This window comes from Mucilaginibacter puniceus (assembly GCF_054783175.1).
In genome coordinates, this window is sequence record NZ_BAAGRB010000002.1 from 922,246 (window position 1) to 946,045 (window position 23,800).

27 protein-coding genes are annotated in these 23,800 nt (G+C 40.4%); 20 read left to right on the top strand and 7 right to left on the bottom strand.

Translation table 11 applies throughout. The features are described from left to right. The first annotated feature begins 143 nt into the window (after positions 1 to 143). The 9 genes from ACYVJ6_RS11090 (at position 144) to arsB (ending at position 7,300) form a co-directional block, all read left to right on the top strand. Positions 144 to 1,013, top strand: coding sequence for a carbon-nitrogen hydrolase (locus ACYVJ6_RS11090; RefSeq protein ID WP_460694129.1), 870 nt, complete (start codon positions 144 to 146; stop codon positions 1,011 to 1,013). A 3-nt stretch (positions 1,014 to 1,016) separates the two neighbouring features. Next, the gene (locus tag ACYVJ6_RS11095) at positions 1,017 to 2,066 is read left to right on the top strand and encodes an agmatine deiminase family protein (protein ID WP_460694130.1); all 1,050 of its coding nucleotides are present in this window, start codon (positions 1,017 to 1,019) and stop codon (positions 2,064 to 2,066) included. 115 nt (positions 2,067 to 2,181) lie between these two features. Continuing rightward, on the top strand, positions 2,182 to 3,003 hold the full coding sequence (locus ACYVJ6_RS11100; RefSeq protein ID WP_460694131.1) for a LiaF transmembrane domain-containing protein: 822 nt from the start codon (positions 2,182 to 2,184) through the stop codon (positions 3,001 to 3,003). Between the two features lie 34 nt (positions 3,004 to 3,037). Then, complete coding sequence (locus ACYVJ6_RS11105; protein ID WP_460694132.1) at positions 3,038 to 4,072, top strand: sensor histidine kinase; 1,035 nt, start codon at positions 3,038 to 3,040, stop codon at positions 4,070 to 4,072. Then, positions 4,069 to 4,818 carry a LytR/AlgR family response regulator transcription factor gene (locus ACYVJ6_RS11110; protein WP_460694133.1) on the top strand — a complete coding sequence of 250 codons (750 nt, stop codon included), beginning with the start codon at positions 4,069 to 4,071 and terminating at the stop codon, positions 4,816 to 4,818. The genes ACYVJ6_RS11105 and ACYVJ6_RS11110 overlap by 4 nt, the downstream gene beginning before the upstream one ends. A gap of 75 nt (positions 4,819 to 4,893) precedes the next feature. After that, positions 4,894 to 5,223 carry an ArsR/SmtB family transcription factor gene (locus ACYVJ6_RS11115; RefSeq protein WP_460694134.1) on the top strand — a complete coding sequence of 110 codons (330 nt, stop codon included), beginning with the start codon at positions 4,894 to 4,896 and terminating at the stop codon, positions 5,221 to 5,223. A 49-nt stretch (positions 5,224 to 5,272) separates the two neighbouring features. Further along, positions 5,273 to 5,797, top strand: a complete 525-nt coding sequence (locus ACYVJ6_RS11120) for a DUF6428 family protein (protein WP_460694135.1) — start codon at positions 5,273 to 5,275, stop codon at positions 5,795 to 5,797. Positions 5,798 to 5,823: 26 nt separating this feature from the next. After that, the gene (locus tag ACYVJ6_RS11125) at positions 5,824 to 6,237 is read left to right on the top strand and encodes an arsenate reductase ArsC (RefSeq protein WP_460694136.1); all 414 of its coding nucleotides are present in this window, start codon (positions 5,824 to 5,826) and stop codon (positions 6,235 to 6,237) included. Between the two features lies 1 nt (position 6,238). Further along, positions 6,239 to 7,300, top strand: a complete 1,062-nt coding sequence (gene arsB / locus ACYVJ6_RS11130; protein ID WP_460694137.1) for an ACR3 family arsenite efflux transporter — start codon at positions 6,239 to 6,241, stop codon at positions 7,298 to 7,300. 81 nt (positions 7,301 to 7,381) lie between these two features. Here the strand turns inward: arsB and ACYVJ6_RS11135 are convergent, their stop codons facing one another. From ACYVJ6_RS11135 to ACYVJ6_RS11150, 4 genes are all read right to left on the bottom strand, one after another. Continuing rightward, the gene (locus tag ACYVJ6_RS11135) at positions 7,382 to 7,879 is read right to left on the bottom strand and encodes a DinB family protein (protein ID WP_460694138.1); all 498 of its coding nucleotides are present in this window, start codon (positions 7,877 to 7,879) and stop codon (positions 7,382 to 7,384) included. An 86-nt stretch (positions 7,880 to 7,965) separates the two neighbouring features. After that, positions 7,966 to 8,892, bottom strand: coding sequence for a phosphate ABC transporter substrate-binding protein PstS (locus ACYVJ6_RS11140; RefSeq protein ID WP_460694139.1), 927 nt, complete (start codon positions 8,890 to 8,892; stop codon positions 7,966 to 7,968). Between the two features lie 27 nt (positions 8,893 to 8,919). Further along, on the bottom strand, positions 8,920 to 9,276 hold the full coding sequence (locus ACYVJ6_RS11145; RefSeq protein WP_460694140.1) for a hypothetical protein: 357 nt from the start codon (positions 9,274 to 9,276) through the stop codon (positions 8,920 to 8,922). Positions 9,277 to 9,320: 44 nt separating this feature from the next. Further along, positions 9,321 to 10,022 carry a S24 family peptidase gene (locus ACYVJ6_RS11150; protein ID WP_460694141.1) on the bottom strand — a complete coding sequence of 234 codons (702 nt, stop codon included), beginning with the start codon at positions 10,020 to 10,022 and terminating at the stop codon, positions 9,321 to 9,323. A 181-nt stretch (positions 10,023 to 10,203) separates the two neighbouring features. Here ACYVJ6_RS11150 and ACYVJ6_RS11155 point away from each other — a divergent pair, with 181 nt between their 5' ends. Next, positions 10,204 to 10,392 carry a hypothetical protein gene (locus tag ACYVJ6_RS11155; RefSeq protein WP_460694142.1) on the top strand — a complete coding sequence of 63 codons (189 nt, stop codon included), beginning with the start codon at positions 10,204 to 10,206 and terminating at the stop codon, positions 10,390 to 10,392. A 4-nt stretch (positions 10,393 to 10,396) separates the two neighbouring features. Continuing rightward, complete coding sequence (locus ACYVJ6_RS11160; protein WP_460694143.1) at positions 10,397 to 10,813, top strand: hypothetical protein; 417 nt, start codon at positions 10,397 to 10,399, stop codon at positions 10,811 to 10,813. Positions 10,814 to 10,906: 93 nt separating this feature from the next. Here ACYVJ6_RS11160 and ACYVJ6_RS11165 read toward each other — a convergent pair whose 3' ends face one another. Further along, entirely contained in the window at positions 10,907 to 11,296 is a 390-nt protein-coding gene (locus ACYVJ6_RS11165; RefSeq protein ID WP_460694144.1) for an RNA recognition motif domain-containing protein, read from the bottom strand. 106 nt (positions 11,297 to 11,402) lie between these two features. On the opposite strand from ACYVJ6_RS11165, the gene ACYVJ6_RS11170 reads away from it, so the two are divergent. The 6 genes from ACYVJ6_RS11170 (at position 11,403) to ACYVJ6_RS11195 (ending at position 18,891) form a co-directional block, all read left to right on the top strand. After that, the gene (locus ACYVJ6_RS11170) at positions 11,403 to 11,837 is read left to right on the top strand and encodes a terminase small subunit (protein WP_460694145.1); all 435 of its coding nucleotides are present in this window, start codon (positions 11,403 to 11,405) and stop codon (positions 11,835 to 11,837) included. A 10-nt stretch (positions 11,838 to 11,847) separates the two neighbouring features. Further along, positions 11,848 to 13,068 (top strand): PBSX family phage terminase large subunit, encoded by a 1,221-nt coding sequence (locus ACYVJ6_RS11175; protein ID WP_460694146.1) that lies wholly within the window; start codon positions 11,848 to 11,850, stop codon positions 13,066 to 13,068. Then, positions 13,065 to 13,772: a hypothetical protein gene (locus ACYVJ6_RS11180; protein WP_460694147.1), complete on the top strand. Its 708-nt coding sequence runs from the start codon at positions 13,065 to 13,067 to the stop codon at positions 13,770 to 13,772. The genes ACYVJ6_RS11175 and ACYVJ6_RS11180 overlap by 4 nt, the downstream gene beginning before the upstream one ends. Positions 13,773 to 13,918: 146 nt before the next feature. Continuing rightward, the gene (locus ACYVJ6_RS11185) at positions 13,919 to 14,368 is read left to right on the top strand and encodes a hypothetical protein (protein ID WP_460694148.1); all 450 of its coding nucleotides are present in this window, start codon (positions 13,919 to 13,921) and stop codon (positions 14,366 to 14,368) included. A gap of 30 nt (positions 14,369 to 14,398) precedes the next feature. After that, positions 14,399 to 16,855, top strand: coding sequence for a hypothetical protein (locus tag ACYVJ6_RS11190; protein ID WP_460694149.1), 2,457 nt, complete (start codon positions 14,399 to 14,401; stop codon positions 16,853 to 16,855). Beyond that, the gene (locus ACYVJ6_RS11195; protein WP_460694150.1) at positions 16,855 to 18,891 is read left to right on the top strand and encodes a hypothetical protein; all 2,037 of its coding nucleotides are present in this window, start codon (positions 16,855 to 16,857) and stop codon (positions 18,889 to 18,891) included. Before ACYVJ6_RS11190 ends, ACYVJ6_RS11195 begins: the two co-directional genes overlap by 1 nt. Before the next feature lie 6 nt (positions 18,892 to 18,897). Here ACYVJ6_RS11195 and ACYVJ6_RS11200 read toward each other — a convergent pair whose 3' ends face one another. Further along, positions 18,898 to 19,518, bottom strand: coding sequence for a hypothetical protein (locus ACYVJ6_RS11200; RefSeq protein WP_460694151.1), 621 nt, complete (start codon positions 19,516 to 19,518; stop codon positions 18,898 to 18,900). A 62-nt stretch (positions 19,519 to 19,580) separates the two neighbouring features. Next, entirely contained in the window at positions 19,581 to 19,802 is a 222-nt protein-coding gene (locus ACYVJ6_RS11205) for a hypothetical protein (protein WP_460694152.1), read from the bottom strand. 42 nt (positions 19,803 to 19,844) lie between these two features. Here ACYVJ6_RS11205 and ACYVJ6_RS11210 point away from each other — a divergent pair, with 42 nt between their 5' ends. From ACYVJ6_RS11210 to ACYVJ6_RS11220, 3 genes are all read left to right on the top strand, one after another. Then, positions 19,845 to 21,848 (top strand): hypothetical protein, encoded by a 2,004-nt coding sequence (locus tag ACYVJ6_RS11210; protein WP_460694153.1) that lies wholly within the window; start codon positions 19,845 to 19,847, stop codon positions 21,846 to 21,848. 77 nt (positions 21,849 to 21,925) lie between these two features. Then, positions 21,926 to 22,222 carry a hypothetical protein gene (locus tag ACYVJ6_RS11215; RefSeq protein WP_460694154.1) on the top strand — a complete coding sequence of 99 codons (297 nt, stop codon included), beginning with the start codon at positions 21,926 to 21,928 and terminating at the stop codon, positions 22,220 to 22,222. Between the two features lie 310 nt (positions 22,223 to 22,532). Continuing rightward, on the top strand, positions 22,533 to 23,714 hold the full coding sequence (locus ACYVJ6_RS11220) for a head maturation protease, ClpP-related (protein ID WP_460694155.1): 1,182 nt from the start codon (positions 22,533 to 22,535) through the stop codon (positions 23,712 to 23,714). The last annotated feature ends 86 nt before the right edge of the window (positions 23,715 to 23,800 follow it).

A 23,800-nucleotide genomic window follows, 5' to 3' on the forward strand; every position in this document is an offset into this window, starting at 1 on the left:
CAAATCTAATAAAAAGGTAAGATTAGTTTATTTGCTAAATATGTACAGTTAGTTAAATAATGTTAAACAGTAAATTGTAATAAACCAATAAGGGCTATTCCTTAATAGTTAAAAACTGTATTTTTGCATAAATTTTCAGGTAAATGAGTAAAGCAAAAGTGGGTATAGTGCAAATGAGTTGCACGGCTGATAAGCAGCAAAATTTGCAAAAAGCAATTGTTAAAGTGCGCGAAGCCGCGCAAAAAGGCGCGCAAATTATTTGCTTACAGGAACTTTTTACATCACTATATTTTTGTGATGAAGAAAACTACGACAACTTTAAACTGGCCGAAGCTATACCCGGCCCCTCAACAGACGAGCTATCAAAAGTAGCCGCAGAGTTAAACGTAGTGATCATCGCATCGTTATTTGAAAAACGTGCGCAAGGTGTATATCATAATACTACCGCCGTTTTAGATGCTGACGGCAGTTACTTAGGCAAATACCGCAAAATGCATATACCGGATGATCCGGGTTTTTATGAGAAATTCTACTTTACTCCCGGAGATTTGGGTTATAAGGTTTTTAAAACAAAGTATGCTACTATAGGCATATTAATTTGCTGGGATCAATGGTATCCTGAGGCTGCTCGCATAACCGCATTAATGGGCGCCGAAATTCTATTCTACCCTACCGCTATTGGCTGGGCCACTACGCAGGATGAAGCTACCAATACCGAACAATACAACGCATGGCAAACCATACAACGCTCGCACGCGGTAGCCAATGGCGTGTACGTAGTAAGTGTAAACCGCGTAGGCGAAGAAGCCGGGGTTAAATTTTGGGGCGGATCATTCTTTGCCAATCCATTTGGTGCTGTTATACACCAAACCTCGCATCATGATGAAGAAGTTATTGTACAGGAACTTGATCTGGATAAATCAGACTATTACCGCAGTCACTGGCCGTTTTTACGCGACAGGAGAATCGATTCGTATCAGCCGATTACTAAGCGTTTATTAGATAACGACTAAAGTATGGCGAATTTTAATAACTCCCCTGCATCTCAGGGATTTTTTTTTCCTGCCGAATGGCATCCGCATAAAGCCACCTGGCTAAGCTGGCCGCATAAGGAAGAATCCTGGCCGGGAAAGATAGTTACGGTTTACCCCAAATATTGCGAATTTATAAAGGCGTTGACTGAAGGCGAGATCGTGCGGATTAACGTGAAAGACGAGCAGATGGCGGCTTTTGTCAAACAGCAATTGCAATTGGTGGATGTTGATTTGCATAAGGTTGAATTTTTTGAGTTTGAAACTAATGATGCGTGGTGCCGTGATCATGGCCCGGCTTTTTTGATCAATAACGAAACTCAACAAAAAATAATAGTCGACTGGGGTTATAATGCCTGGGGTGGTAAATACCCTCCTTTTGACCTGGACGATGTAATTCCCACCAAAATTGGTAAACATTACGGTATACCGGTTTTTCATCCGGGTATTGTTATGGAGGGCGGCTCGGTTGATTTTAATGGCAAGGGTACTGTTTTAACTACTACAGCCTGTCTGTTAAATAAAAACCGCAATCCGCATTTAAATCAAAAACAAATAGAAGAATATTTGCACAACTACTACGGCACCGAGCAGGTTTTATGGCTGGGCGATGGCATTGTGGGTGATGATACCGATGGGCACATTGACGACATTACGCGTTTTGTTACTGAAGATACCGTTGTTACCGTTGTTGAGGAAAATAAGAATGACGAAAACTACCACATCCTGCAAGAAAACCTGCAACAGCTAAAAACCATGCGCCTGCTTAATGGCAAACAACTGGATATTATTGAATTGCCTATGCCTGATGCAGTGATACACGAGGACCAGCGCCTGCCGGCATCCTACGCTAATTTCTATATCGGCAACGCGGCAGTGGTGGTGCCTACCTATCGCTGTAAAAATGATGATAAGGCTTTAGAGATATTGCAAGGGTGCTTCCCCGAGCGTAAGGTTGTTGGTATTGATTCGACTGATATTATATGGGGATTGGGCAGTTTTCATTGCCTTAGCCAGCAAGAGCCGGAGGTGTAAACTTTTTCACCGCCAAAATACCGTCGTTTACCGAGTTCTTTAAATTAATCGCCAGTTTTGTTTGGGGTTACCTATATTGTTGCCTTACATTTGGGTATTGATTAAAACTAAGACGATGAGTGACGATATAAAATATACAAACAAACCCCGCAATGGCAAAAGCATAGCCGGGGTAATCATATTAGTAGTGGGTGTTCTGCTACTATTTAAACAATTTAACCTGTTCCTTTTCCCACACTGGTTATTCAGTTTCCCCATGGCCATCATTGCAGTGGGCTTTTTTATAGGGGCTAAAAACAATTTCCGCAACGTAGCCAGCATCATATTAATAATTATTGGTACGGCTTTTTTGTTGGATGATATTATACCTGGTTTTGAGGATCTGGTATGGCCGGTAATAATAATTTGCTTTGGCATATGGCTAATATTAAAGCGTAATAAGAAAAATGCAGGTAAGCTATTTAATAAGGATAAATGGAATGAAAGCGGATTTAACATAAACCCGCAGACACACGACCCTATAGTTGACTATACAGTAAACCCAACGGCTACACCACCTCCTGTTGATCAGGAAGCGCCTAAGTATAACCATAATGTTGAGGACGAGCCATTAGCGCTATCAATTTTTGGTGGTGTTAAAAAAACTATCCTTTCCAAAGATTTTAAAGGCGGCGAAGTGGTAAACGTATTTGGAGGAGTTGAACTTGATTTTACACAAGCAGATATAAGCGGGCCTACAATAATAGATATTACCCAGGTATTTGGAGGCATTAAAATTATAGTGCCTGCAAACTGGAAAGTGGTATCTGACCTGGCTGCTGTTTTTGCAAGTGTTGACGATAAAAGGATCAGAACAACGGCCCCACTTGACAGTAATAAAGTTTTAATACTAAAAGGGATGTCGTTTTTTGCGGGCGTAGATGTACGTAGCTATTAATTAAACATTTAACAGTTATTATAACCAACTCAAATTGGCCATAACCTCATTTACATTTTCAAAATTGCGCTGGGCATTTGTAGCTTGCGGAGTGGTCTGGGCCGCTCTGCAAACCTACATTATCCACAGTTTTGGATTTCCGTGGTACTCTGCCGTGGTTGATGGTGTGGTAAGCTCTATATTATTGGCTGCTGCTTGTTGGTTAATAAATAATAACCTGCGCTACTATCAGCCCGGCAAAGGCAGCTATATTAATATTTTAATATGGTGCGCTGCTTTGGCAGCCATTAGCATGGCTGGTTCGCGCTGGATATTACCTTATTTTCTTTCAGAAACAGGATATACCAGCTTTTTATCTCAATCAATGATCATTAGGTTGTTTACCAACTTTATGGCTATTGGCTGGATGGCCATGATAAGTATGATATTTTATGGGCAACTGGATCAAAAAGAAAATGAACGACGCAAAGGCGAAGCCGAAAAACTGGCCCGCGATGCGGAACTTTATAACCTGCGCCAGCAACTACAGCCGCATTTTTTGTTTAATAGTTTAAACTCCATTAATGCATTGATAGGCTTTAAGCCTGATGAGGCCCGTAAAATGATACACCAGCTATCAGATTTTTTACGCGGTACGTTACGGAAAGAAGATCAGCAGCAGGTTACTTTAAATGAGGAACTGGAACACCTTAACCTGTACCTGGATATTGAGAAAGTACGTTTTGGCCATCGCTTAAAAACAGAAATAAGCTGTGATGGAAATTGTGGCGAAGCAGTTTTACCATCAATGATGTTGCAGCCATTGGTTGAGAATGCCATTAAATTTGGTTTGTATGATACTACCGAAGACGTTGTGGTGAGTATACGTGGCGAAATAGAGGACAATTACCTGCAAATAATGGTACAAAACCCTTATGACCCGCAAACGTCACGCCCACGGCAGGGAACAGGTTTTGGCTTAAGCGGGGTACAGCGCCGCCTTTATTTGCTATTTGCCCGTAATGATTTGATGGAAACTCATGCAAATGATAATATATTTACAACCATAATTAAAATACCGCAGCTATGAAACGAGCATTAATTATTGATGATGAGCCTTTAGCGCGCATGGTTGTACAAGAGTACATTCAGCAATTTAGCGACCGGATAGAAGTTTTGCAGGAATGTAATGACGGTTTTGAAGGTTTAAAGGCTATACAGCAATATCAGCCTGATATTATTTTCCTGGATGTGCAAATGCCAAAAATTAATGGCTTTGAAATGCTTGAACTGGTTGATAATAAACCTGCGGTAATTTTTGCAACGGCATTTGATGAATATGCCATAAAAGCATTTGAGGCCCACGCGGTTGATTACCTGTTAAAACCATTTAGTAAAGAGCGTTTTAATAAAGCTATTGAAAAATATCTGGCGCAAGCGCCTGCCACCTCGGCTACACCAAAAGAAACCGAGCAGTTATTAGAAACAGCCGCCCTATCGCCCGCCCAGCATGAGCGTATTGTAGTTAAAACCGGCACAAAAGTGAAAATTATTCCTGTAGCTGATGTGCAATACCTACAGGCTGATGATGATTACGTAAGTGTATTTACCCAGGAAGGATCGTACCTGAAAAACAAGACCATGAGCTTTTTTGAACAAACGCTTGACCCCCGTCAGTTTGTGCGCGTGCATCGCTCATACATAGTAAGCGTACCCGAAATTACCCGTATTGACCCTTATGAGAAAGACAGCCACTTGGCTATACTTAAATCAGGAGCAAAAATACCGGTAAGCAAAACCGGCTATGTGAAGCTAAAGCAGGTATTGGGCATATAGATATCTCTCCCATCTTAAAAATTAATCAGCAAATATTTGGATAATTAAATAGTCAATCGTAATATTGCGATAGATATGGGCATTACCAAAACGGAAATATTTACTGCCGAGCAAAACCAGCTGGCGCAAATGCTTAAAGCATTGGCCCACCCTGCGCGTATTGCCATTTTGCAGCAAATTATAAAAGCTAACGCCTGTATTTGTGGGGATTTGGTGGATGAACTGGGTTTGGCGCAGGCCACTATATCACAACACTTAAAAGAACTTAAAAATGCCGGATTGATACAAGGCACCATTGAAGGTGTTAGTGTATGCTATTGCATCAACCCTAAAGCATGGCAATTATTAAATAACGAGTTAGGAAACTTCTTCGGATCATATACTGATCCGGGTAAGTGCTGCTAATATTTTTTTAGTTTAAATCATCGTAATATTACGATAAAATTCAAATAACATGGAAACACTTAATTGGAGATCATTTAAAGAAACGCTGGTTAGTAACCCTGAATTAACCCTTCAATTCCAATACGCCGAAGATAAATGGGTTGATGCTTCATACCATATCACCGAAATTAAACAAGCACCTATTACGTCAGTAGATTGCGGCGGTGTTGTAAATAATTGGACAGAGATTATTGTACAGTTGTATGAACCGCAAAACGAGCAGCAAGAACGTGCCATGAAAGTGAACAAAGCTTTGTCCATTATCGACGTTGTAGAAAAGGCTTTGCCGTTAGATGGGGACGCGATGGTAAAAATTGAGTTTGGCAATTCAACTTTTGATACGCGTCAAATGCTGCCCAATTCCATTACAGTTCAGGGTGAAAATTTACTTGTTGACCTGCAACCTGATGCAGTACAGTGTAAAGCCATTGGCAGAGGCGGAAAATGCGGTACTACTGCGGATAAGCCTAAGGTTGAATTAAAAAACCTGGCAGTTGCTGATTCTTGCTGTACACCCGGTGGAGGATGCTGCTAATTGCTAACTTTATATATACTCAGACAATGAAACAAATTTTAGTGCTTTGCACCGGCAATAGTTGCCGCAGCCAGATAGCCGAAGGATATTTACAATATTTTGCAGGTAACCGAGCCGTGGTTTATAGCGCCGGTATTGAAACCCATGGCGTTAACCCAAAAGCTATACAGGTAATGGCGGAGGATGGCGTAAACATCAGCCATCATACATCAAACAATGTGGATGAATACATCAACATCCCTTTTGACTATGTAATAACGGTTTGCGATAATGCTAAGGAAAATTGCCCCTACTTCCCTACTACGGCGCAACGCTTTCATTTTAATTTCCCTGATCCGGCTAAAGCCACAGGTACGCCTGAGGAGATCATGAACGAGTTTAGGCGGGTGCGTGACATGATAAAAGACTACTCGAAAGACTTTATAGAAAAGAATATATAAAATGACGGCCAATAACTGCGCACCTGCACAACGCAAAAAGCTTTCCTTTTTAGATAGCTACCTTACCTTATGGATATTTTTGGCGATGGCCGTTGGAATAGGCATTGGGTATTTTATCCCCTCGTCTGCGGGTTTAATTAATTCATACTCCAGCGGTACTACCAATATTCCTTTGGCTATTGGATTAATACTAATGATGTACCCGCCATTGGCTAAAGTGAGGTACGAAAAAATGGGCGAAGTATTTAAAGATGTAAAAGTGCTTACCGCGTCATTAGTGCTTAACTGGATCATAGGCCCCATCATTATGTTCGTATTGGCTCTTCTATTTTTACAGGACCATCCTGCTTATATGGTTGGGCTGATATTGATAGGACTAGCGCGATGTATTGCCATGGTAGTAGTATGGAATGAACTTGCCGAAGGTAACCGCGAATATGCCGCCGGGTTAATAGCCTTAAACAGCATTTTCCAGGTACTGCTATACAGTGTTTATGCTTATGTGTTTATTACGGTGCTGCCTCCGCTATTTGGGTTTGAGGGATTGGCGGTAAATATCACCATTGGCGAAATTGCGCAAAGTGTAGGTATTTACCTGGGTATTCCTTTTGCGGCGGGTATTATCAGCAGGTACGCTTTGATTAGCCTTAAGGGCGAAGAGTGGTTTCAGCAAAAATACGTGCCGTTTATATCGCCCATTACCTTAATAGCTTTACTATTTACCATTGTGGTAATGTTTAGCCTGAAGGGAAACATGATAGTGAGTATACCTTTTGATGTATTACTGATAGCTATTCCATTGATTATTTATTTTACTGTGATGTTTTTGCTAAGCTTTTTTATTGGCAAATGGTTTGGTGCCGATTATAGTCGCAGTACCTCCATAGCCTTTACAGCAACAGGCAATAACTTTGAACTGGCGATAGCCGTGGCTATTGGTGTATTTGGCATTAACAGCGGCGAGGCCTTTGTAGGGGTAATAGGGCCGTTGGTTGAAGTGCCTGCTTTGATAGCATTGGTTAACGTAGCTTTTTGGTTTAGGGATAGGTTGAAGTGGATATAGATTAGACGTGAGATGTGAGACATGAGATGTGAGATAGTTTTATTTTATCTCATGTCTCACGTCTAAAATCTCATATCTCAATTACATTCCTAATTCATCCGCACTTGGGCCGTAACTTCCGGGAATAGGGATATTCAACAAGCGTAAATATACCCCCAACTGCGCACGGTGGTGTGTAGTTTGGCTTATAGATACGCGCACGGTATCGTACTTATTTTGGTTTAACAAAATTTGGTCGCCATTGCGTAATACCCATGGCTGCTGCAATGTCTCCTCGTTGGTAGCTTTCAAATCGGCATGGCCCTGGGCATAACATTTTTCAAAGTAAGCTACCAGTTCAGTTGTATTAGCAATATCTACTGGATTATACGGGTTTGCTGCAAAATCAAGCTCCTCGGTGGTAAGGCCTATACTTATCCATGATGGTAGTTCAGCAATATGCGTTGCCAGTTGTTTTAGGCTCATACTTTTTGGATGCGGTTTCCAATCATATTTATCGTTTGGCACGATGCTTAAAAATTTGCGGGTAGTTTGAGCTTCCTGCTCAGTTTCTCTTAATAAAATTTCAATTATCGACATAACGTTGTGGTTTTAAATGTTTGTTGATACAAAGAAACCACGGGGTGGTGACAACCCTATGTCAGCAGGTTTTTAATAATTTGAAATTATATTTGTAAGGTTTTGTCATTGTAGGTTACAAGGCCTAAAGTTTTTTGAGCTTCTTTAACATTTTGGGGCGAAAGCGGAAAATAACCCAAAGGCTGCACGGCCTTTTGTCCGTTACTGATCATATAATGCAATAGTTTTACTAATTGTTTGGCCCGGTCAATACCGCGGCTAGCATAACTTTGTTCTTTATATACTACTGCCCAGGTTAAACCCTGTATAGGATAATTAGCATCGCCTGCTTTTATGTAATTGCCTGCTTTACTTTGTATAGCTGCATAAGGCAATTGGTACTGTTTAGCATAAGCCAAACCTACAAACGCGATAGTACCGGGAGTTAACTTAACCCAACCGGCATTACCCTGGTTGGTTTTACTGGTTAGTTTGGCTTTGATGCTGCCGGTTTTCCAGGTTGGGCTTACGCTACTTAAATAGCTGTTAAAAATGTATGCTGTACCGCTGCCTTCAGCCCTGTCAACAATTTGAATAGGCATTGATGGCAGCTTAACATCTGGATTTAACGCGATTAGTTTAGCGTCGTTCCACCTGGTTATTTTTTTTAAAAATATGTCGGCTAAAACGGTATTACTTAGTTTTAATGTAGCCTTTACACCCGGCAAATTATAAGCAATAGCAACGGGGCATTTAGCAATGGGAATATATAAAACAGAACTGGAGTTGGCGCCTGGGATATCGGACACGCCAAAATCAATGGTGTTACTTTTTAACTGTGCTAAACCCTCTGCCGAACCAATAGACTGATAATTAACATTAACATGATTGGTGCGGCTATAATCCTCAATAATTTTGGTAATAAAGGGATAAGCCAATGTACTGCCTGTACCCACTAAAGAATTATCCTGCGCCTTGGCAACAAATGCAGATATAACAAACAGAATGATGGTTAACCTTTTAATGCAGTACATATATGGAGGTTATTTGTATGATAACGGTTAACCCGCCTGTTTAGCGCTTGGAGCTTCTTTTAATTCTTTGATCTCCAACTCAAAAGCACGCATACGGGCATGTAAAATATCCAGTTCGGTACGCATCATTTGAATTTCGGTGATCAGCTTAGCGGTTTCAGGTTTGTTAATTTTCTTATCACCCGTACCCAGTATCAACCACTCGGGCGAGTATTTGAGCTGAAAACACAACTTACGAATAAGGTAATAACTTACCTCCTGTTTGCGGTTAATAACCTTACTGATAAATCCCTGGTCTACACCAATAGCGCCCGCTAAGGCCAATTGACCACCATGTTCTTTAACAATAACCTTTAAACGTTTTACAAGTGCTTCGTCAGACATTTGGATACAATAATAAACAAACTACGCACAAAACAAATAGAATATTAATGATTATGCTTTTTGTGTATATCCTTAACCAGGCAAAGTTTTTTAATATCAGCAATCTTAATAACAAACGGCGCGTATTTAAGCCTGTCGCCAACCATTTCGGTAGTATTATCAGAGTGGGCAATAACCTCATCAGGATTATCACTGGCCAACAACCTTTTATACATCCGGTAATCGCCCCATTCAATATAGTAAACTTCGCCGGGTAGTATTTTTTTATCATTAATAACCTTTAAAGCCACCCAGCAGCCATTTTCTAAATAGGGGTACATGGAGTGTCCCCAAACAGGCAAAGCAAAATCGCAATCTTCAATACCCGGAAAATTCATGCGGCCTACCGCCTGCATATCATTAATATCATTATAAACCTCAACGCCCGATGCTGTAGCCGGAATTTCATACATAGGTATACCCTCGCCAACCTTTGAAATAATTTCAGTTGTATCATAAGGTTTTAAAGCAGGTTCATCAATAAACTGGCGGTAATGCTCTTTAAACAGTTTAAATTTTTCAGGATCGATGTTTTGGCGACTCTTAATAATTTCGGTAATAGAGCTGGCCGAATTAAAGCCTAAAACTTCGGCTAACTGGGCGTTGCCGGTAAAGGCACGGCCCTTCAATTGGTTATATAATATGATAAACGCCAACGTCTCTGGACGAATGGTTTTTATTTTGCCGGGATTTACAGGTGTTTCCATAAAGTTATTAACATTTTACAGAATTATCTTGACTTAAATAAAGATATTTCTTTATATTTGTTCTGTTCTTTATACGAAACTACTATAAAAATATTAAAAACCAAATTATTTTTAATAAAGAATTACAGAAGTATACAGAACAATGTCTACAGAAAAATATTGATTACCTAAATCCAACAATATGTATATAGTCTATTCTGCCTTAAATAAGGATATTGACAAGAGCCGCCAAAGCACCGATGATTCCACAACCCAACTACGGTACCTGGCTTACAAGCAAGCCTGTAAAAAACACCAGGCTTATATTGCCCAGATACAAAAGTACATACCGGGCTGGTACCCTAAATTTGATCACAACACTAAATACTAAGCATATGATAAAGATCGCACAAAAACTAAAAGACAAACTATGGTGGATGATCATTTCGGTAGACTATGATTACAGCCGCATCAGCGTAGCCGACCACGAAATGAACGATGGCACCCTAACCCTATGGCTGGAAGACAAGCAGGACTTTAAGAACTCGTTGGAAGAATGCCTGCAGCTGGACATCCCGGCAAAACAGTTTGCAAAAATTATAAGGAACGAAAAGCTGAACAGTTATGAAGGCACCAAGATCCATCCTAAAAAAGGCTTTATCTACAAAACACAAATAGAGATAAACGAGCCCATAAGATGGTACCGTGAAGATGCATCATTAATTGAGCAGCAGTGGGCCCGTGAAGCAGTAGTAAAAACCATACTGACCCAACTGGTGGAAAATGAGGTTGCAGAAACTATTGACTGGTAATAATTATGCCAAATAGCATTTAAATCATAACCAGAGAATAACGCAAAAAAAAGCCGGATAAACCGGCTTACAAATAACAAGAATAATATAATGTTAGTTACGTCTAAAACCGCCTTTGTTACCGCCGCCATTAAAACCAGGACCTTTATCCTCGGCTACGTTAACCGTTATACGGCGGCCATAATAGCTTGCGCCATTCATACACCTGATTGCTTCTTTGGCTTCATCTTCATTAACCATTTCAACAAACCCAAAACCTTTACTCTCTTTTGTTTCACGATCTTTAATGATCCTGAGTGATTTTACGGGCCCAAAATCACCAAAAACAGCTGTTAATTCGGCCTCATCTACTTCTAAAGGAAGCCCTGCAATAAATACCTTCATCAAATCTTTAAAATTTGCACAAAGGTACGCAAAAAAGCCGCCATATTGGCTATCGGCAGCAAAAGAAGTGGGTAATAAACCCGTTATTTGACTTAGCAATTACTATTCAATAACTTACTATAAATTTTAGCAAAAAGTTGCAATTACGAATAATTATGACGATATTTGAATATAAATTATGCCATTCGGCATACATAACACAATCATGAAAAATGCCTTACCAAAATTTTCATCAGCTGATGAATTGGATAAACTTGTGGACGCTTTTTTTAAACAACTTGAAGTTAAAAAACGCCCGGCACAGAAGACAGGCACCATTAAAACTGCTGAGTCAAAACCTGCAACCCTTACCGGTTTAGCCCTGCACCTGGGTTTTCACAGTCGCGAGCAATTTGAGCGATATGAAAGCAAAGGCAAGTTTGCCGCAAACCTAAAAAGGGCCCGGCTGCGTATTGAAGCGATATATGAAAAGAAACTACATCAGAGTACGTTTGGCGGGGCAGTTTTTGCTTTAAAGAATTTGGGGTGGGCGGATAAGTCCGACACCAAACACACTACACCAATTATAAAAACTTTAAAAGTTACAATAGTTGAAAGTGGCCCCTCGCCTGCCAATGATGAAAAAGAGGTTACTCTTTAATACTCTAACTATGACCAATAATTGTGAAGCTACCATATTGTTTAAGCGTAACTACGCCTCAACCGCGCATATAGTTATTAACCAGGGCGGCACCAGTTCGGGCAAAACTTATGCTATTGAACAGGTATTGTTTTGCCTGGCTTGCCAAAAAGAAAAACAGGTAATAACCATAGTTGGGCAGGATATACCCAACTTAAGGGCGGGTGCGCTGCGCGATGCGCTGGCCATTTACAACAGTTCGATACAATTGCAGGCGGCAGTTAAAAGCTTTAATAAAAGCGACAGGATATTTGAGTTCCATAACGGCACTTTGATAGAATTTAAAAGCTACAGCGATGAACAAGATGCGAAGTCCGGCAAAAGAGACTATCTTTTTATAAATGAGGCCAACGGCATTACATGGAATGTCTATGCAGAATTGGCGCTGCGTACCAAGGAAAAGATATTCATCGACTACAACCCTAATACAGAATTCTGGGTTCATGAAAAGCTTATTGGAAAGCTTAACATGGAACTGATCATTTCCGACCATAGGCACAACCCGTTTGCAGATGAAAACATACGAACCAAAGTTGAAGCACTGAAGAACGATGATTATGAACTTTGGAAGGTATACGCCCGCGGTTTAACGGGCAAATTAACCGGAACGATATTTAACAACTGGAACCTCTGCAATGAAATTCCGACTGATGCACGCCTGATAGCCATTGGTTTAGATTTTGGTTTTACTAATGATGAAACCGGTTGCCTGGAAGTATATAAACAGGACGGCGAATTGTGGATTAACGAATTAATTTACGAAACGGGCTTAACCAACGCGGATATAAGCAAGCGGTTAACCGGCCTTAACGTGAGCAAGAAGACGAATATCATAGCAGATTCTGCAGAGCCAAAATCCATAGAAGAGCTTAGAAGAAAAGGCTGGAATATTACCGGGGCCAATAAAGGTGCGGATAGTGTAAAACACTCAATAGATATACTTAAACGCTATAAAATTAACATTACCCGTAACAGCATTAACCTGCGTAAAGAGATGGGCATATACAAATGGAAAACGGATAGATCAGGCAAAGCATTGAACGAACCTGTTGATAGCTGGAACCATTTGATCGATCCCTTACGCTACGTAGCGTTGAATAAGCTAAAAACCAACAGATCAAAAATCATTAAATCGCGCCTGCCCTACCAGCAAAAAAATATAATAATACCAAACTCCAATTTATTCAAATGATCGAGAAAAAATTAAAAACAACCGAAGGCCGGCTTTTGGTTAAAATGCCTACCCTGCTTAATGAGCTTACTTTAGGGCAACTGATGGATATGCAGGAAAAGCCATACCTGACCGACCTGGAAGCTATAAGCATATTATCAGGCATTCCTGTTAGTGAGCTGAATACCGTTTGCGATGTTACCGAGTTTCAAATTTTCAGCGAGTACATCCTACTGCTATCCCAGCAAATTGCACTTTTGTATAATCGTGATGATATCCCTCAAAAAGTGACTTTCTATTTAGAGAGGCCGGTAACGGTTAATGTCATCAATAACCTGTCGGTTGAACCTGCGGGGGCATTTATGGCGGCAAGGGAAATTATTGCCGAAGAGATAAAAGAACATATTGAAAAACATGGCGAAGATGATTGGCAGGAAACATTTAAACCCTCACTAAAGGCCTGCTGCCAGGTATTGGGGCAGTATTTCTTCTGCAGAGTTACGGGCAAAAAATACAATGAGTACCAGGTAGAGGAGTTTTATGCCGAAGTGAAAAAACTAAAAGTGACGGAGGCACTGCCCATAGCCCGCCATTTTTTTTCATGCTATCCGCACTTATCGAGGCGGAAAACAAATTACTTTCAGCGCCTGCTTCAGCTTTGGAGAATAAGGCAGGAATACAGGCGTTTGAACGATTTAAATATATTAATACCGTCAATGCTTTAGCCGGTGGCGATGTAACCAAATGGGAAGAAATACTAAACCTTCCGTACGATAGGGTACTTACCAAACTCCTGCTTAATAAAACCGAAGCCGAGTATCAAAAACGATATTCCGATCTGCTTCAGGCTCAACGATAAAAATTAAAACCTATGCCCATACGCAACCAAATTGAAGCCGTTGTGCAAACCCTAACGGGTACACCCACATTTATATACGGCACTACTAACGAATTAAATTTACTGGCTGATGATGCTGTTTTCCCCTGCGTGTTTATGCAGCCACTGCAGGCCATAACCGTAGCACCGCATGTTAATGGCTCGGTAGATAATGCCTTTACGGTGATACTGGAGTTTTTATTCAAAACAGATTTTGACCAGTACACAGCAGACAATGAAACCTATATAACCCAGGCATTGCATTTAGCTAATGAGTTTATGGTGAAAGCCGCCAAATACCGCGAAGGAGATGGCCGTTATTTTAAAATTAAACCCGGCGGAAACGCCAAGTGCGTACCTGTTTACAACAAGTATGATGTAAACACCACGGGTGTAAGTTTAACACTCAATCTATCCACCATCTACTTTGAAAACTTCGGCTAAGTCAATCATCAATTAAAAAAAACTTAAATAATGGCACTAATAGGCTCAATATACCCTGCAAACATATATACCGAGTATCCCGAGCCGGGAGTTGAAGCGGTTTATGCAGATATGCACTTATCAATTCTGGATTCAACAACCGGGCAGCCCGCCAATGGCAATAATGCCATTGTTGACTATCAGCAAAACGTATCGGGCACCATAACCAATTTACAACAGGCAGTTCCAGGCCAATCTATGCTGATATACAGTGGGCTGATCAGTAGAAGAAGAACATATGAAATGGGTAATACCGAGGTTGAGTATTATGTAACCTTCACGGTAACCAACGTGGGCGACCCAAACCCATCGGCACCTGTAAACATTTGCAATTTAACTATAAACCGTATAAATATTGATGCGCCCGAATCAGCTCCGGGAGCAAATGATGCACAGATAACTGTCGTTGCCAGTTCAAGTTATCCTATTCAATATAGTTTGAATAATGTTACCTTTCAATCTTCACAAACTTTTTCAGCTTTATCAGGCGGATTGAAAACCGTTTATGTAATTGATGATAATCCGACAGGGTGCGCCGCAAACATGCCCGTTACCATACCGGTAATATCAAGAACATTAATTAGTGACCCTACAGTAGCTATTGGCAATAACAAAAGCCGTTGGAACGCCGCCTTTAACCCTATTGTATTTACCTATCAGCGTAAAGATTTTGCGGTGACCGCAGTAACATTGGATAGCGCTACCAACAATGCAAAAGTTGCGGTAGACACTTCATTTACCGACAGCATAAAAGATAAAACTGTGTACATTAATGCAGCGCCTTATAAAGGGGCGTATACAGTTAAAAGTTATACAGGCAATACACTGGTGATTGATACGCCATACGTCAGCGACGCCAGCGGATACATCAACATCAACCAGCTAAAACAATACTATAAAGTACTTACCCGCATTACTTACCAGGACCCTATTACCGGACAGCAAAACAACATTACATCAACCAATAGGCCCGATAATACGGGTTTGGTAAAAGCCGATCTATCCAACTTCTTACAAAGCCTTTTGCGCGCCAAGGATGATAGCAACTACACCCAAATAAATTACAGGGATACCAACCTGAGCGCCAGCTATCAAATTGAATATGCCGAAGCCTGGAGCAATGGCACAACCGACCACCAAACGGATTGGGTAACCATTGCCGAGCCATATTACATCGTTTATGCAGCCAAACAATTAGGCGATAAACACGGAGGAAATTTAGCCGCTTACGTACCTTTTAAAACGATAGCTAATGGCACCCCCTTAGCAAAATGGATAACTGATTTTGCCGAGCCTGTATACTCCAACGATTACCCGTTTGACCTGAGTTTTATTTATGGAGAGGATCTGGCGGGATTGGAATTGTATGCCAAAATTAGTCTACTGGATATTAATAAAGATTCCGTTGGAGGGCTATCCCCGGTTTACTTGATAAATGAAGATGGTTCATTTTTATTGAACCAGGATAGTTCAAAACTCATTATTGAGGATGCGCCATCAGTAAACACAGCTTTGGCACAGCGTATTGGCTTAAATCGCTTTTTGATAGATCATAATTTTGATGACGATGTATATTACTTTACCACCGGCATTTATTGCCAATATGGCGGCGAGCCATCCACCTTTAATTATTCCATAACGCAAACAGGTAGCCCTTATGTTGATTCAAATCTGCAGATAAAAAACAATGGCGTAACGGTTAAAGATATTTATGTTGACGAAACCGGCACACTAAACATGCCTGCGGGCAATAACTTTTTGGTAGAAGCTTATTGCTATGACGCATCACCAGCCGCAGACCCTAAACTTACATTGATCATCAAAAAAAATGATAGCGTAGTATTTAGCAAAACTGTACCGGCTACACCGGGCGAAAGCTTAATATATACCGGCACTGTTGATGTTGGTGCTGTGTATGATATTAATGTAGTAGCAGCGGATGGCCTGGAAAACGAGGCCTACGTAAATATCGCCGATACAACTATAGTTGACATTACTGAAGTACAAGTTATAGCCGACCAAATAGTACGGGTTGATAAAAATTTAGATCATAACTCGGTTTACCTGCGGTGGATAGGCTTAACCGGCTCATGGAATTATTATCGCTTTACTTACAATCAGGATGTTTCTTTAGATGTACAAAACGCTACCATTATTAAAAACTATGTATTTGATTGGGAAAACCAGGATAGCATTGAAGAAGTGATCAGTAAAAGTGCCGGTCAAAAAATGAGGGTAATGGCCGAGGACCTTTCTGTAGCCGATATTAAAGGATTACAATCCATCAAATATTCACCTAAAGTACAAATGCTGGTGAACAAAAACCCAGTTAAGTGGCAAACGGTGGTACTTAATACCGCCACCTTTGCCGAGTATGAAACCCTGAATGGATACGCACCATTTAGCATCACCTTTAACCTGCCTGCAATAAATATTCAAACACAGTAATGGACCAGCTACAATTATACATTAACGACCAATTGGTTGATTTAAGTGAGGACAGCCCAATTGCCTTATCCTTCCAGATAAATAACCTAGCCGATGTACGCAATCAGCAGGGCCATACTTCCAACCAGTTTAAAATACCACTAACTCAGCGTAACAGGCAAATATTGGGTTTCCCGGATAATGTGGCCTTTGCGTCAACCCTGCCTTATACCAAATACGACGCGAAAGTTATACAAGATGGTTTAGAGATAATTCCCTATGGCATAGCCGAGCTAAACAGCGTTGATAACGATAGTGCCAGCCTAACTATCCTATCGGGCAATGTGGATTTTTTTGACCTGATTGACGGCAAGATATACGACATGGGCGATAAAAACAGTCCATGGGGTAAAGACATGGTTTGGCAGCCTTTTGAGCATAAATGGGACCTGAACAATGTCGCCCATTCGCAAACCAAAACAGATGGCTGGATATGGCCCATAGTTGATTATGGTTTAATTGATAATACCGACAATGCGGCCATTATTGATGTGAGGTATATGCGTCCGGGCTTTTTTATTAAAACAGCTATTGACTTGTTATTAAAATCAACCGGGTATAAGGGCACCGGGTCGTTATTTGCTGACCCACTTTATCCATTGTTGATATGCCAGTTCAGCAACAGCACATTTGAGCACGGCACTGAACATCAAAACAGGCCCAACTACAAAAGCCTTACTGCACAGCTTGGGCAAAATACCACACGAGATTATCCTTATGAAAATGTCAATTTAACCGGCGCTATCAGCTTTAGCACATTTGATGATCCTGACAATACCAGGCACGGGCAATCGGATATTTACTACGCCGATGAAATAGTAAATGTTAGCGCGGCATTTGCATACAACCTACATTTTATCTCCAGGGATCCCAGCCGAAATCCGGGTAGGTCAACCAAAGTGACCATCCAAATACGCTTATTTAACACCAGCGGAAATTATGTGGGTATAATAGCCCAGCAAACCTACGATTATGCGGCACGCGGTGATGGTAATGCCATTATTGCTCCAAAGCAAAACATTAGCGCGGATATTACCCTGCAACCGGGCGAAAGCTTAAAAGTATATTATCAATTTGAGGGTAGGCCGGGCGGTTTTTTAACTTTGGAAAAAGGTGCCACATTTTCAGTGATCAACAAAATGACTGATATGCAGTTTGGCCAAAAGGTACAATGCGAGCGCATATTTCCGGACATATCACAAAAGGACCTTTTAAAAGACACCTTACAGCGCTTCGGTATAATTTGCCAGACGGATAATACAGGCAAAACTATTTCCTTCAACTCGTTTAGGGATATCGTAAATAATATCCCTATAGCCAAAAACTGGACCAGCAAATGTGTTGACCAGGGCAAGCAAATTACCTTTCAGTTAGGCAATTATGCACAGGTAAATTACATGCAGTATAAAACTGATGAGAATGTGTTGCCGCCGAAATTTGGCTGGTCGCAACTCAACATTAAGGACCAAACACTGCCCGCCAGCAGCACTTTGTTTGAAAGTATTTTTAGCCCTACGCATAACCGCCCCTTTTACAACCGTAGCATTGCGCAAATTAAAATGGTGGATAACACGGATGGTGGTACAGATTTTAACATAAGCGTTGAGCCCAGGATATTGATTGACCAAAAGTTAGATCTGCGGCCATTGAATAAGACCATCACTTTTACCGATGGCACAAACAATGTGGTAGTAAATGACATCGTCAGTACCCCTTATTTTTATAAAGAGGATGCGCCCGATTTGCCCAATGGTTATGGCAAAGGCAGTTTGCTTTTTGATGACCTGCGAAAAAAGTACTACCCGGAGCTGGAAGAAATACTAACCGAAACCAAAAAAGTAATACGTTATATTTTACTTAACCCGCGCGATATTTTGGAGCTTGACTTGTTGATACCCATTTACCTGGAGCAGGATAGCGCCTACTATTACATTAATAAAATTGATAGCTGGCGCAAGGGCCAGCCTACCAAAGTGGAATTGGTAAAATTGGGCTAGTGACAACTACTTTTGCCCCTTTTTCTTTATATCAGTTATTAATATATCAAGGTTCCAACTCTCGTCAAAAAGTGAAGTAAAATCTATTTTTCCATCCTTGATATGTGTTAACGAACCTGAAACTATCACTGTATCACCGTAAGTTAATGTTTTTATGATTGCGAGTTGCTTTTTTAAAAAATCGTCAGTGGGATTTTTAGGTAATGTATAAGTATAATCGGTTCTGTCCTCATACGCAATAGTATCTCCAGGATTATCAACTTTTGCCGAGGTTATTAATTTTAAATTATATAATGGAGTATTATATTTATCAAAAGTTACTTCTGCAACAGATGAGGTGGAGCTTATATTATCGTTTACCTCATCCACCATCATTTCCCATGACTGGATTTTTTTTAAACTATCTACAGCATATTTGTTAAAAGCGGCCTTAACACTATCCCTAACGGTAGCGTTATTTGTAAACAAATGGGTTTCTCTATCTGCTTTTACTTTGTTTAAAAAATAGATCTGGTCTTTAGGGCGGGTGTCTTTAACGGTTGCCTCATTTGAGGTTTGCCCCGGATTTTGGCAGCTATAAATAACACTGCAAAATAAGCATGCGAATAATAAATAGTTAGATTTCATTATGATAAAGTTTAAGTTTTTAAAAAATAAAAATGCTAATATTTTTCGCAAATTCAAAAAAATTAAAACCAGGTATCCTTTTTTTCTTTGATCTCAATTTTAATTTCTTTTTCCCGTTTTACATAAATACCTTCTTCGTAGTAGTAAAGAGTTATAGAAACCCAGTCAGTCTTACTTGGTGTACGGGTTATCGTAAGGATATTTTCTCGTAAAATATCGTTCTCATTCACAAAAACTACCAAGTCTACATCACTTGAAAAAGTTTCACTTTTTAAGATCATCATAGGTCTAAAAATTTAATAATTAATCAATAATAAATATACAAAATGGCAGACAATAATAAAATTTCTATAGATATAGAAATAAATGCTAGTGGACAGCAGCAGCTTAACCAATATAAAAATGCTTTTGATGGATTGCGTACGTCAATAAACAACTTGTCCAACCCGATATCAAAACTGGATGGTGATATAGTAAAACTAACTGAGTCATTAAAAAAAACCAGTGAACAAAATCAAAATGTTGAATCAACAATTAAAAGAGTAAAAGAGGGAATTTTTGAGTCTATTGACATATTTGACAAACTAAAAGAAGGTATTAATAAACTTAAAATTAGCTTTGGTGCATTAGAAGCAACATTCACAGCAGGATTATCCATTTTGATTGCCTTTGCACCTGAAATTATTAAATGGGTAGGCGAAGTTATAAAGGGTGATAAACATGTATCTACATTTAATCAAACTTTACGTGACCATAAAATTGTAATGGAGGCCGTAAATGGCGCACGATTGAAAGGTACGCAAGATGCACAGCAAGAACTGACCCATTTAAAGCTGCTCTATGACGCATCGCAGAATCATAACTTAAAACTTGCTGATAGGAAAAAAATAGTAACCGAATTACAAAATCAGTATCCTGATTATTTTGGAAAGCAAACCAAAGAAGCCATTCTAAATGGGAAAGCTACCAGTAGCTATGATAAGCTTACCGAATCAATATTAGCGACATCAAGGGCTAGGGCCGCTGAAAATGTGATGGTGAAAAACCAGGAACAAAAATTAGGCAATGAGGATAAGTCTGCAAAATTAACGGGCACACTCAAATACTATGAAAAGCAATTAGCTGCTGCTAAAAAAGAATATGATAAAGTAGCTAAGCAAGCTCCTACACCTGCGGCTTTAATTTCGGGAGTAAATGTACAGGAAGATTATGCCGAACGAAGATTGCAAAATATACAGCAAAAGGTAAATACAACTAAAAACCTACTTAAAAATTTAAGCAATGACTCGTTACAGTTAGACAAGCAAAATAAAGCTCTGGCTGATTCAATTACTAAAGATTTACAGAAAAGTGGAGCAGGAACATTAGGTGTCTCCAATGGTGGTTATGTTGGCAAACCCAAAAAACAAACTATACCAGATGGCAAACCTCGTGGTGGTGTAGATTTGGAAGAAGCTAAGGCACCCGATTTAAATATTAATATTGATACCAATAGAACCGAAGAACAAAAGCAACAGGACCTTATTGCATTAAAGGCTTTGGATCCCAGGAATGATCCGGCGGTTAAAAAGACCCAAGCCACGCAAGAAGAAATTGACAAAATTGAGGAGTTTTACGCCAAACGGAAGGCCGACCGGGAAGATGCTTTAGCTAATGCCAAAATCCACGCCGGCGACAGGTTTATTGATGCGGCTTTAAAAAACAGCAAGAAAGATTCAGCCATTTATAAAGCGGCTTTTTTAGCTAAAAAAGCAACCTCCATTGCCGATACCATTATCAGCACCAAACGCGCGGTAATGGAATCATTTAAAGCCTATGCAGGTATCCCGTTTGTGGGCCAGGCTTTGGGTATTATTCAAGCGGTTTTTATGGCGGGGCAGGGTGCTATGTCTATAGCCGAAATTGCCAAGCAAAAACCGGGCTTTGCGCGGGGTGGCCAGTTCCGATCTGATGGGCGGGGTTCACTCCTATCAGGTTATAGCCGTATGGATGATACCAATGCTTACCTGCGCTCGGGCGAAGCCGTTGTAGTGTCTGAAGCTATGCGCAATCCCTGGGCACGTAACCTGGTAAGTGCTATTAATGTGGCTTATGGTGGCCGCGATTTTTCGGTAACCAATCCCGGCCGGGGCTACGCTATTGGCGGTATATTTACTGATGGCGGTAACTCCAATAGGTACTACAATCAACCCATGAATGACCAAAAGGACCTGGCCAATACCATTGCTTACCAGATGATCAATAACTTCCCCCCTGTTTATGTGGATGTGAAGGATATTAATACCCAACAAAATATTATGGCGCAGACGATTAATCGGGTGAATTTGTAGTATAGAGATCAGTGATTGGAGATCAGTGATTAGTTATTCTCAGCATGACAACATACTTAGTTATATATTTTTAAACTATGAACATAAATATTGTAAACGCACTTTTTGACGAGGGCATATTTTCTGAATTGTATAAAGCGGGTTTTATAAATACTAAGCTGTTTATCTACCGCGAGATATACTTGTGGGTGCAGGCGCAAATGCAAACTCGCGGCCTTAATAAAAGGCAGGCAGTATTGGAGGCCGAAGTAAAGTTTGAAAAGGACCAACGTACCATTTGGCGGGCATTAAACAGTTTTAGTGATGCTGACACAGTTGAGTCAGCAACTGTTAAAACAATTATTCCGACCTTTGATATATGCCAATCAGCATAAAAAACATTATTGACAATACTGTGTCACCAAAAGGCTGGTAAATCGTTCAGATATTTGTATAGATAACAGATGCTCTGCGTTCCTTTGTGCTTTCTCTGTGTCTCTGTGTTAAAGTTTAAACGCAGAGGGCACTAAGGAGGCACAAAGAACACAAAGCACAAAATCATTACTGACAAACTACTGTCACCACCACTTCAGGAAATTGTCCCGATATTTGTATAACCCCGGCTGATAAGCCAACACCATTTAACCTTATTAATTCTCCCGGTTGCCCAATACTCCTTGGCTTACTCCGGTCAATATTAAAACTATGAGCTACAAGATCTATTTATATGATACTGATACCGAATGTATAGGTTCGGGCACATTATCCTCATCCTACATACAATGGCAACTGGAAGCAGCAAACGGGCAGGATGTAGAGGTACACATAAGCTCGGCAGGCGGCAGCGCGTTTGATGCAATTGCTATTTATGATCTGCTAAAAAAATATCCCGGTAAAGTTACTACCTACATTGACGCCTTAGCGGCTTCGGCAGCATCCATAGTGGCTATGGGCGGGCAAAGTATAGTCATGTCAAAATACGCCTTGCTGATGATTCATAAACCGATGGTTGGCAGCGGCGGAAACTCGGACGAGTTATTAAAAGATGTACAGATGTTGAATGTGGTACAATCTCGCCTGGCTCAGATATACATGGATAAAACCGGTTTAAGCCCGGTAAATATTAATAGCCTTATCAATGCTGTAACCTGGCTCACTGCCGAGCAGGCGCTCGACCTGGGTTTCATTGATGAGATAGAAGATTATACGGCTACCATCAGCAATAGCGCGGTAATTAAACGCTATACCAATACCGCACCGGCATTATACCAAAAATGTATTAACAAAATCTTAAACATAAACAGCAATATGAACATCGAAAACAAAGACCTCATTGAAAAAACCACGTCGGTATTAGATAAGATCATGAACTTTTTTAAAAAAGTGGTAAACAAACAAACCATTACCGACAAAGGCACCCTGCACCACGCCGGCGAAATAGAAGAAGGCGCCGAAGTATACCATGATGAAGATATGTCCACCTCTGCAGTGACAGATAGTTATATTACTGCTGATGGTAAAAAGCTGGATATAAAAAGCGGACAGGTTCAAAAAGTTACCCCATCAGAAGCCGAAGATGACGAAGAAGAAATACCGGAAAGCAAGTTTAAAGTTGCCAATAAATCAACCGCTGTACAAAACAAGTTACAGGAAGTAAAAGCCAAACTACACGCGCAAAATGCTTTATTAAACGAGGCCAGGGCCGCATTAGAAGAAGCTAACCAACGCTTAAAGCAATCAAGGGAAGAAGTTAAGAACGAGATCAAATCAACCTTTACTCCCGAAGGATCAAAACGGAGCAACAAAGCCAAAACAGAACCGACGCCGTTCTTTGCGCCACAAACCACATTGGCACAAAACGCCGTAAAGAAAGCGGTTGGCAAATAGGGAAAAGTAATAGGCAGAGCTCCTTAACCCCTTTATTCACCACTCACAATTCACCACTCACTAATCACTAATTCACTAATTAAAAT

Bases quoted from the DNA above. Each gene is read 5' to 3' on its own strand.
- ACYVJ6_RS11195 (WP_460694150.1), top strand. From the start codon at position 16,855: ATGGACCAGCTACAATTATACATTAACGACCAATTGGTTGATTTAAGT.
- ACYVJ6_RS11160 (WP_460694143.1), top strand. From the start codon at position 10,397: ATGATAAAGATCGCACAAAAACTAAAAGACAAACTATGGTGGATGATC.
- ACYVJ6_RS11115 (WP_460694134.1), top strand. From the start codon at position 4,894: ATGGGCATTACCAAAACGGAAATATTTACTGCCGAGCAAAACCAGCTG.
- ACYVJ6_RS11200 (WP_460694151.1), bottom strand. From the start codon at position 19,518: ATGAAATCTAACTATTTATTATTCGCATGCTTATTTTGCAGTGTTATT.
- ACYVJ6_RS11145 (WP_460694140.1), bottom strand. From the start codon at position 9,276: ATGTCTGACGAAGCACTTGTAAAACGTTTAAAGGTTATTGTTAAAGAA.
- arsB (WP_460694137.1), top strand. From the start codon at position 6,239: ATGACGGCCAATAACTGCGCACCTGCACAACGCAAAAAGCTTTCCTTT.
- ACYVJ6_RS11175 (WP_460694146.1), top strand. From the start codon at position 11,848: ATGACCAATAATTGTGAAGCTACCATATTGTTTAAGCGTAACTACGCC.
- ACYVJ6_RS11100 (WP_460694131.1), top strand. From the start codon at position 2,182: ATGAGTGACGATATAAAATATACAAACAAACCCCGCAATGGCAAAAGC.
- ACYVJ6_RS11110 (WP_460694133.1), top strand. From the start codon at position 4,069: ATGAAACGAGCATTAATTATTGATGATGAGCCTTTAGCGCGCATGGTT.
- ACYVJ6_RS11120 (WP_460694135.1), top strand. From the start codon at position 5,273: ATGGAAACACTTAATTGGAGATCATTTAAAGAAACGCTGGTTAGTAAC.
- ACYVJ6_RS11155 (WP_460694142.1), top strand. From the start codon at position 10,204: ATGTATATAGTCTATTCTGCCTTAAATAAGGATATTGACAAGAGCCGC.
- ACYVJ6_RS11215 (WP_460694154.1), top strand. From the start codon at position 21,926: ATGAACATAAATATTGTAAACGCACTTTTTGACGAGGGCATATTTTCT.
- ACYVJ6_RS11140 (WP_460694139.1), bottom strand. From the start codon at position 8,892: ATGTACTGCATTAAAAGGTTAACCATCATTCTGTTTGTTATATCTGCA.
- ACYVJ6_RS11190 (WP_460694149.1), top strand. From the start codon at position 14,399: ATGGCACTAATAGGCTCAATATACCCTGCAAACATATATACCGAGTAT.
- ACYVJ6_RS11095 (WP_460694130.1), top strand. From the start codon at position 1,017: ATGGCGAATTTTAATAACTCCCCTGCATCTCAGGGATTTTTTTTTCCT.
- ACYVJ6_RS11180 (WP_460694147.1), top strand. From the start codon at position 13,065: ATGATCGAGAAAAAATTAAAAACAACCGAAGGCCGGCTTTTGGTTAAA.
- ACYVJ6_RS11125 (WP_460694136.1), top strand. From the start codon at position 5,824: ATGAAACAAATTTTAGTGCTTTGCACCGGCAATAGTTGCCGCAGCCAG.
- ACYVJ6_RS11170 (WP_460694145.1), top strand. From the start codon at position 11,403: ATGAAAAATGCCTTACCAAAATTTTCATCAGCTGATGAATTGGATAAA.
- ACYVJ6_RS11210 (WP_460694153.1), top strand. From the start codon at position 19,845: ATGGCAGACAATAATAAAATTTCTATAGATATAGAAATAAATGCTAGT.
- ACYVJ6_RS11150 (WP_460694141.1), bottom strand. From the start codon at position 10,022: ATGGAAACACCTGTAAATCCCGGCAAAATAAAAACCATTCGTCCAGAG.
- ACYVJ6_RS11205 (WP_460694152.1), bottom strand. From the start codon at position 19,802: ATGATGATCTTAAAAAGTGAAACTTTTTCAAGTGATGTAGACTTGGTA.
- ACYVJ6_RS11185 (WP_460694148.1), top strand. From the start codon at position 13,919: ATGCCCATACGCAACCAAATTGAAGCCGTTGTGCAAACCCTAACGGGT.
- ACYVJ6_RS11090 (WP_460694129.1), top strand. From the start codon at position 144: ATGAGTAAAGCAAAAGTGGGTATAGTGCAAATGAGTTGCACGGCTGAT.
- ACYVJ6_RS11220 (WP_460694155.1), top strand. From the start codon at position 22,533: ATGAGCTACAAGATCTATTTATATGATACTGATACCGAATGTATAGGT.
- ACYVJ6_RS11135 (WP_460694138.1), bottom strand. From the start codon at position 7,879: ATGTCGATAATTGAAATTTTATTAAGAGAAACTGAGCAGGAAGCTCAA.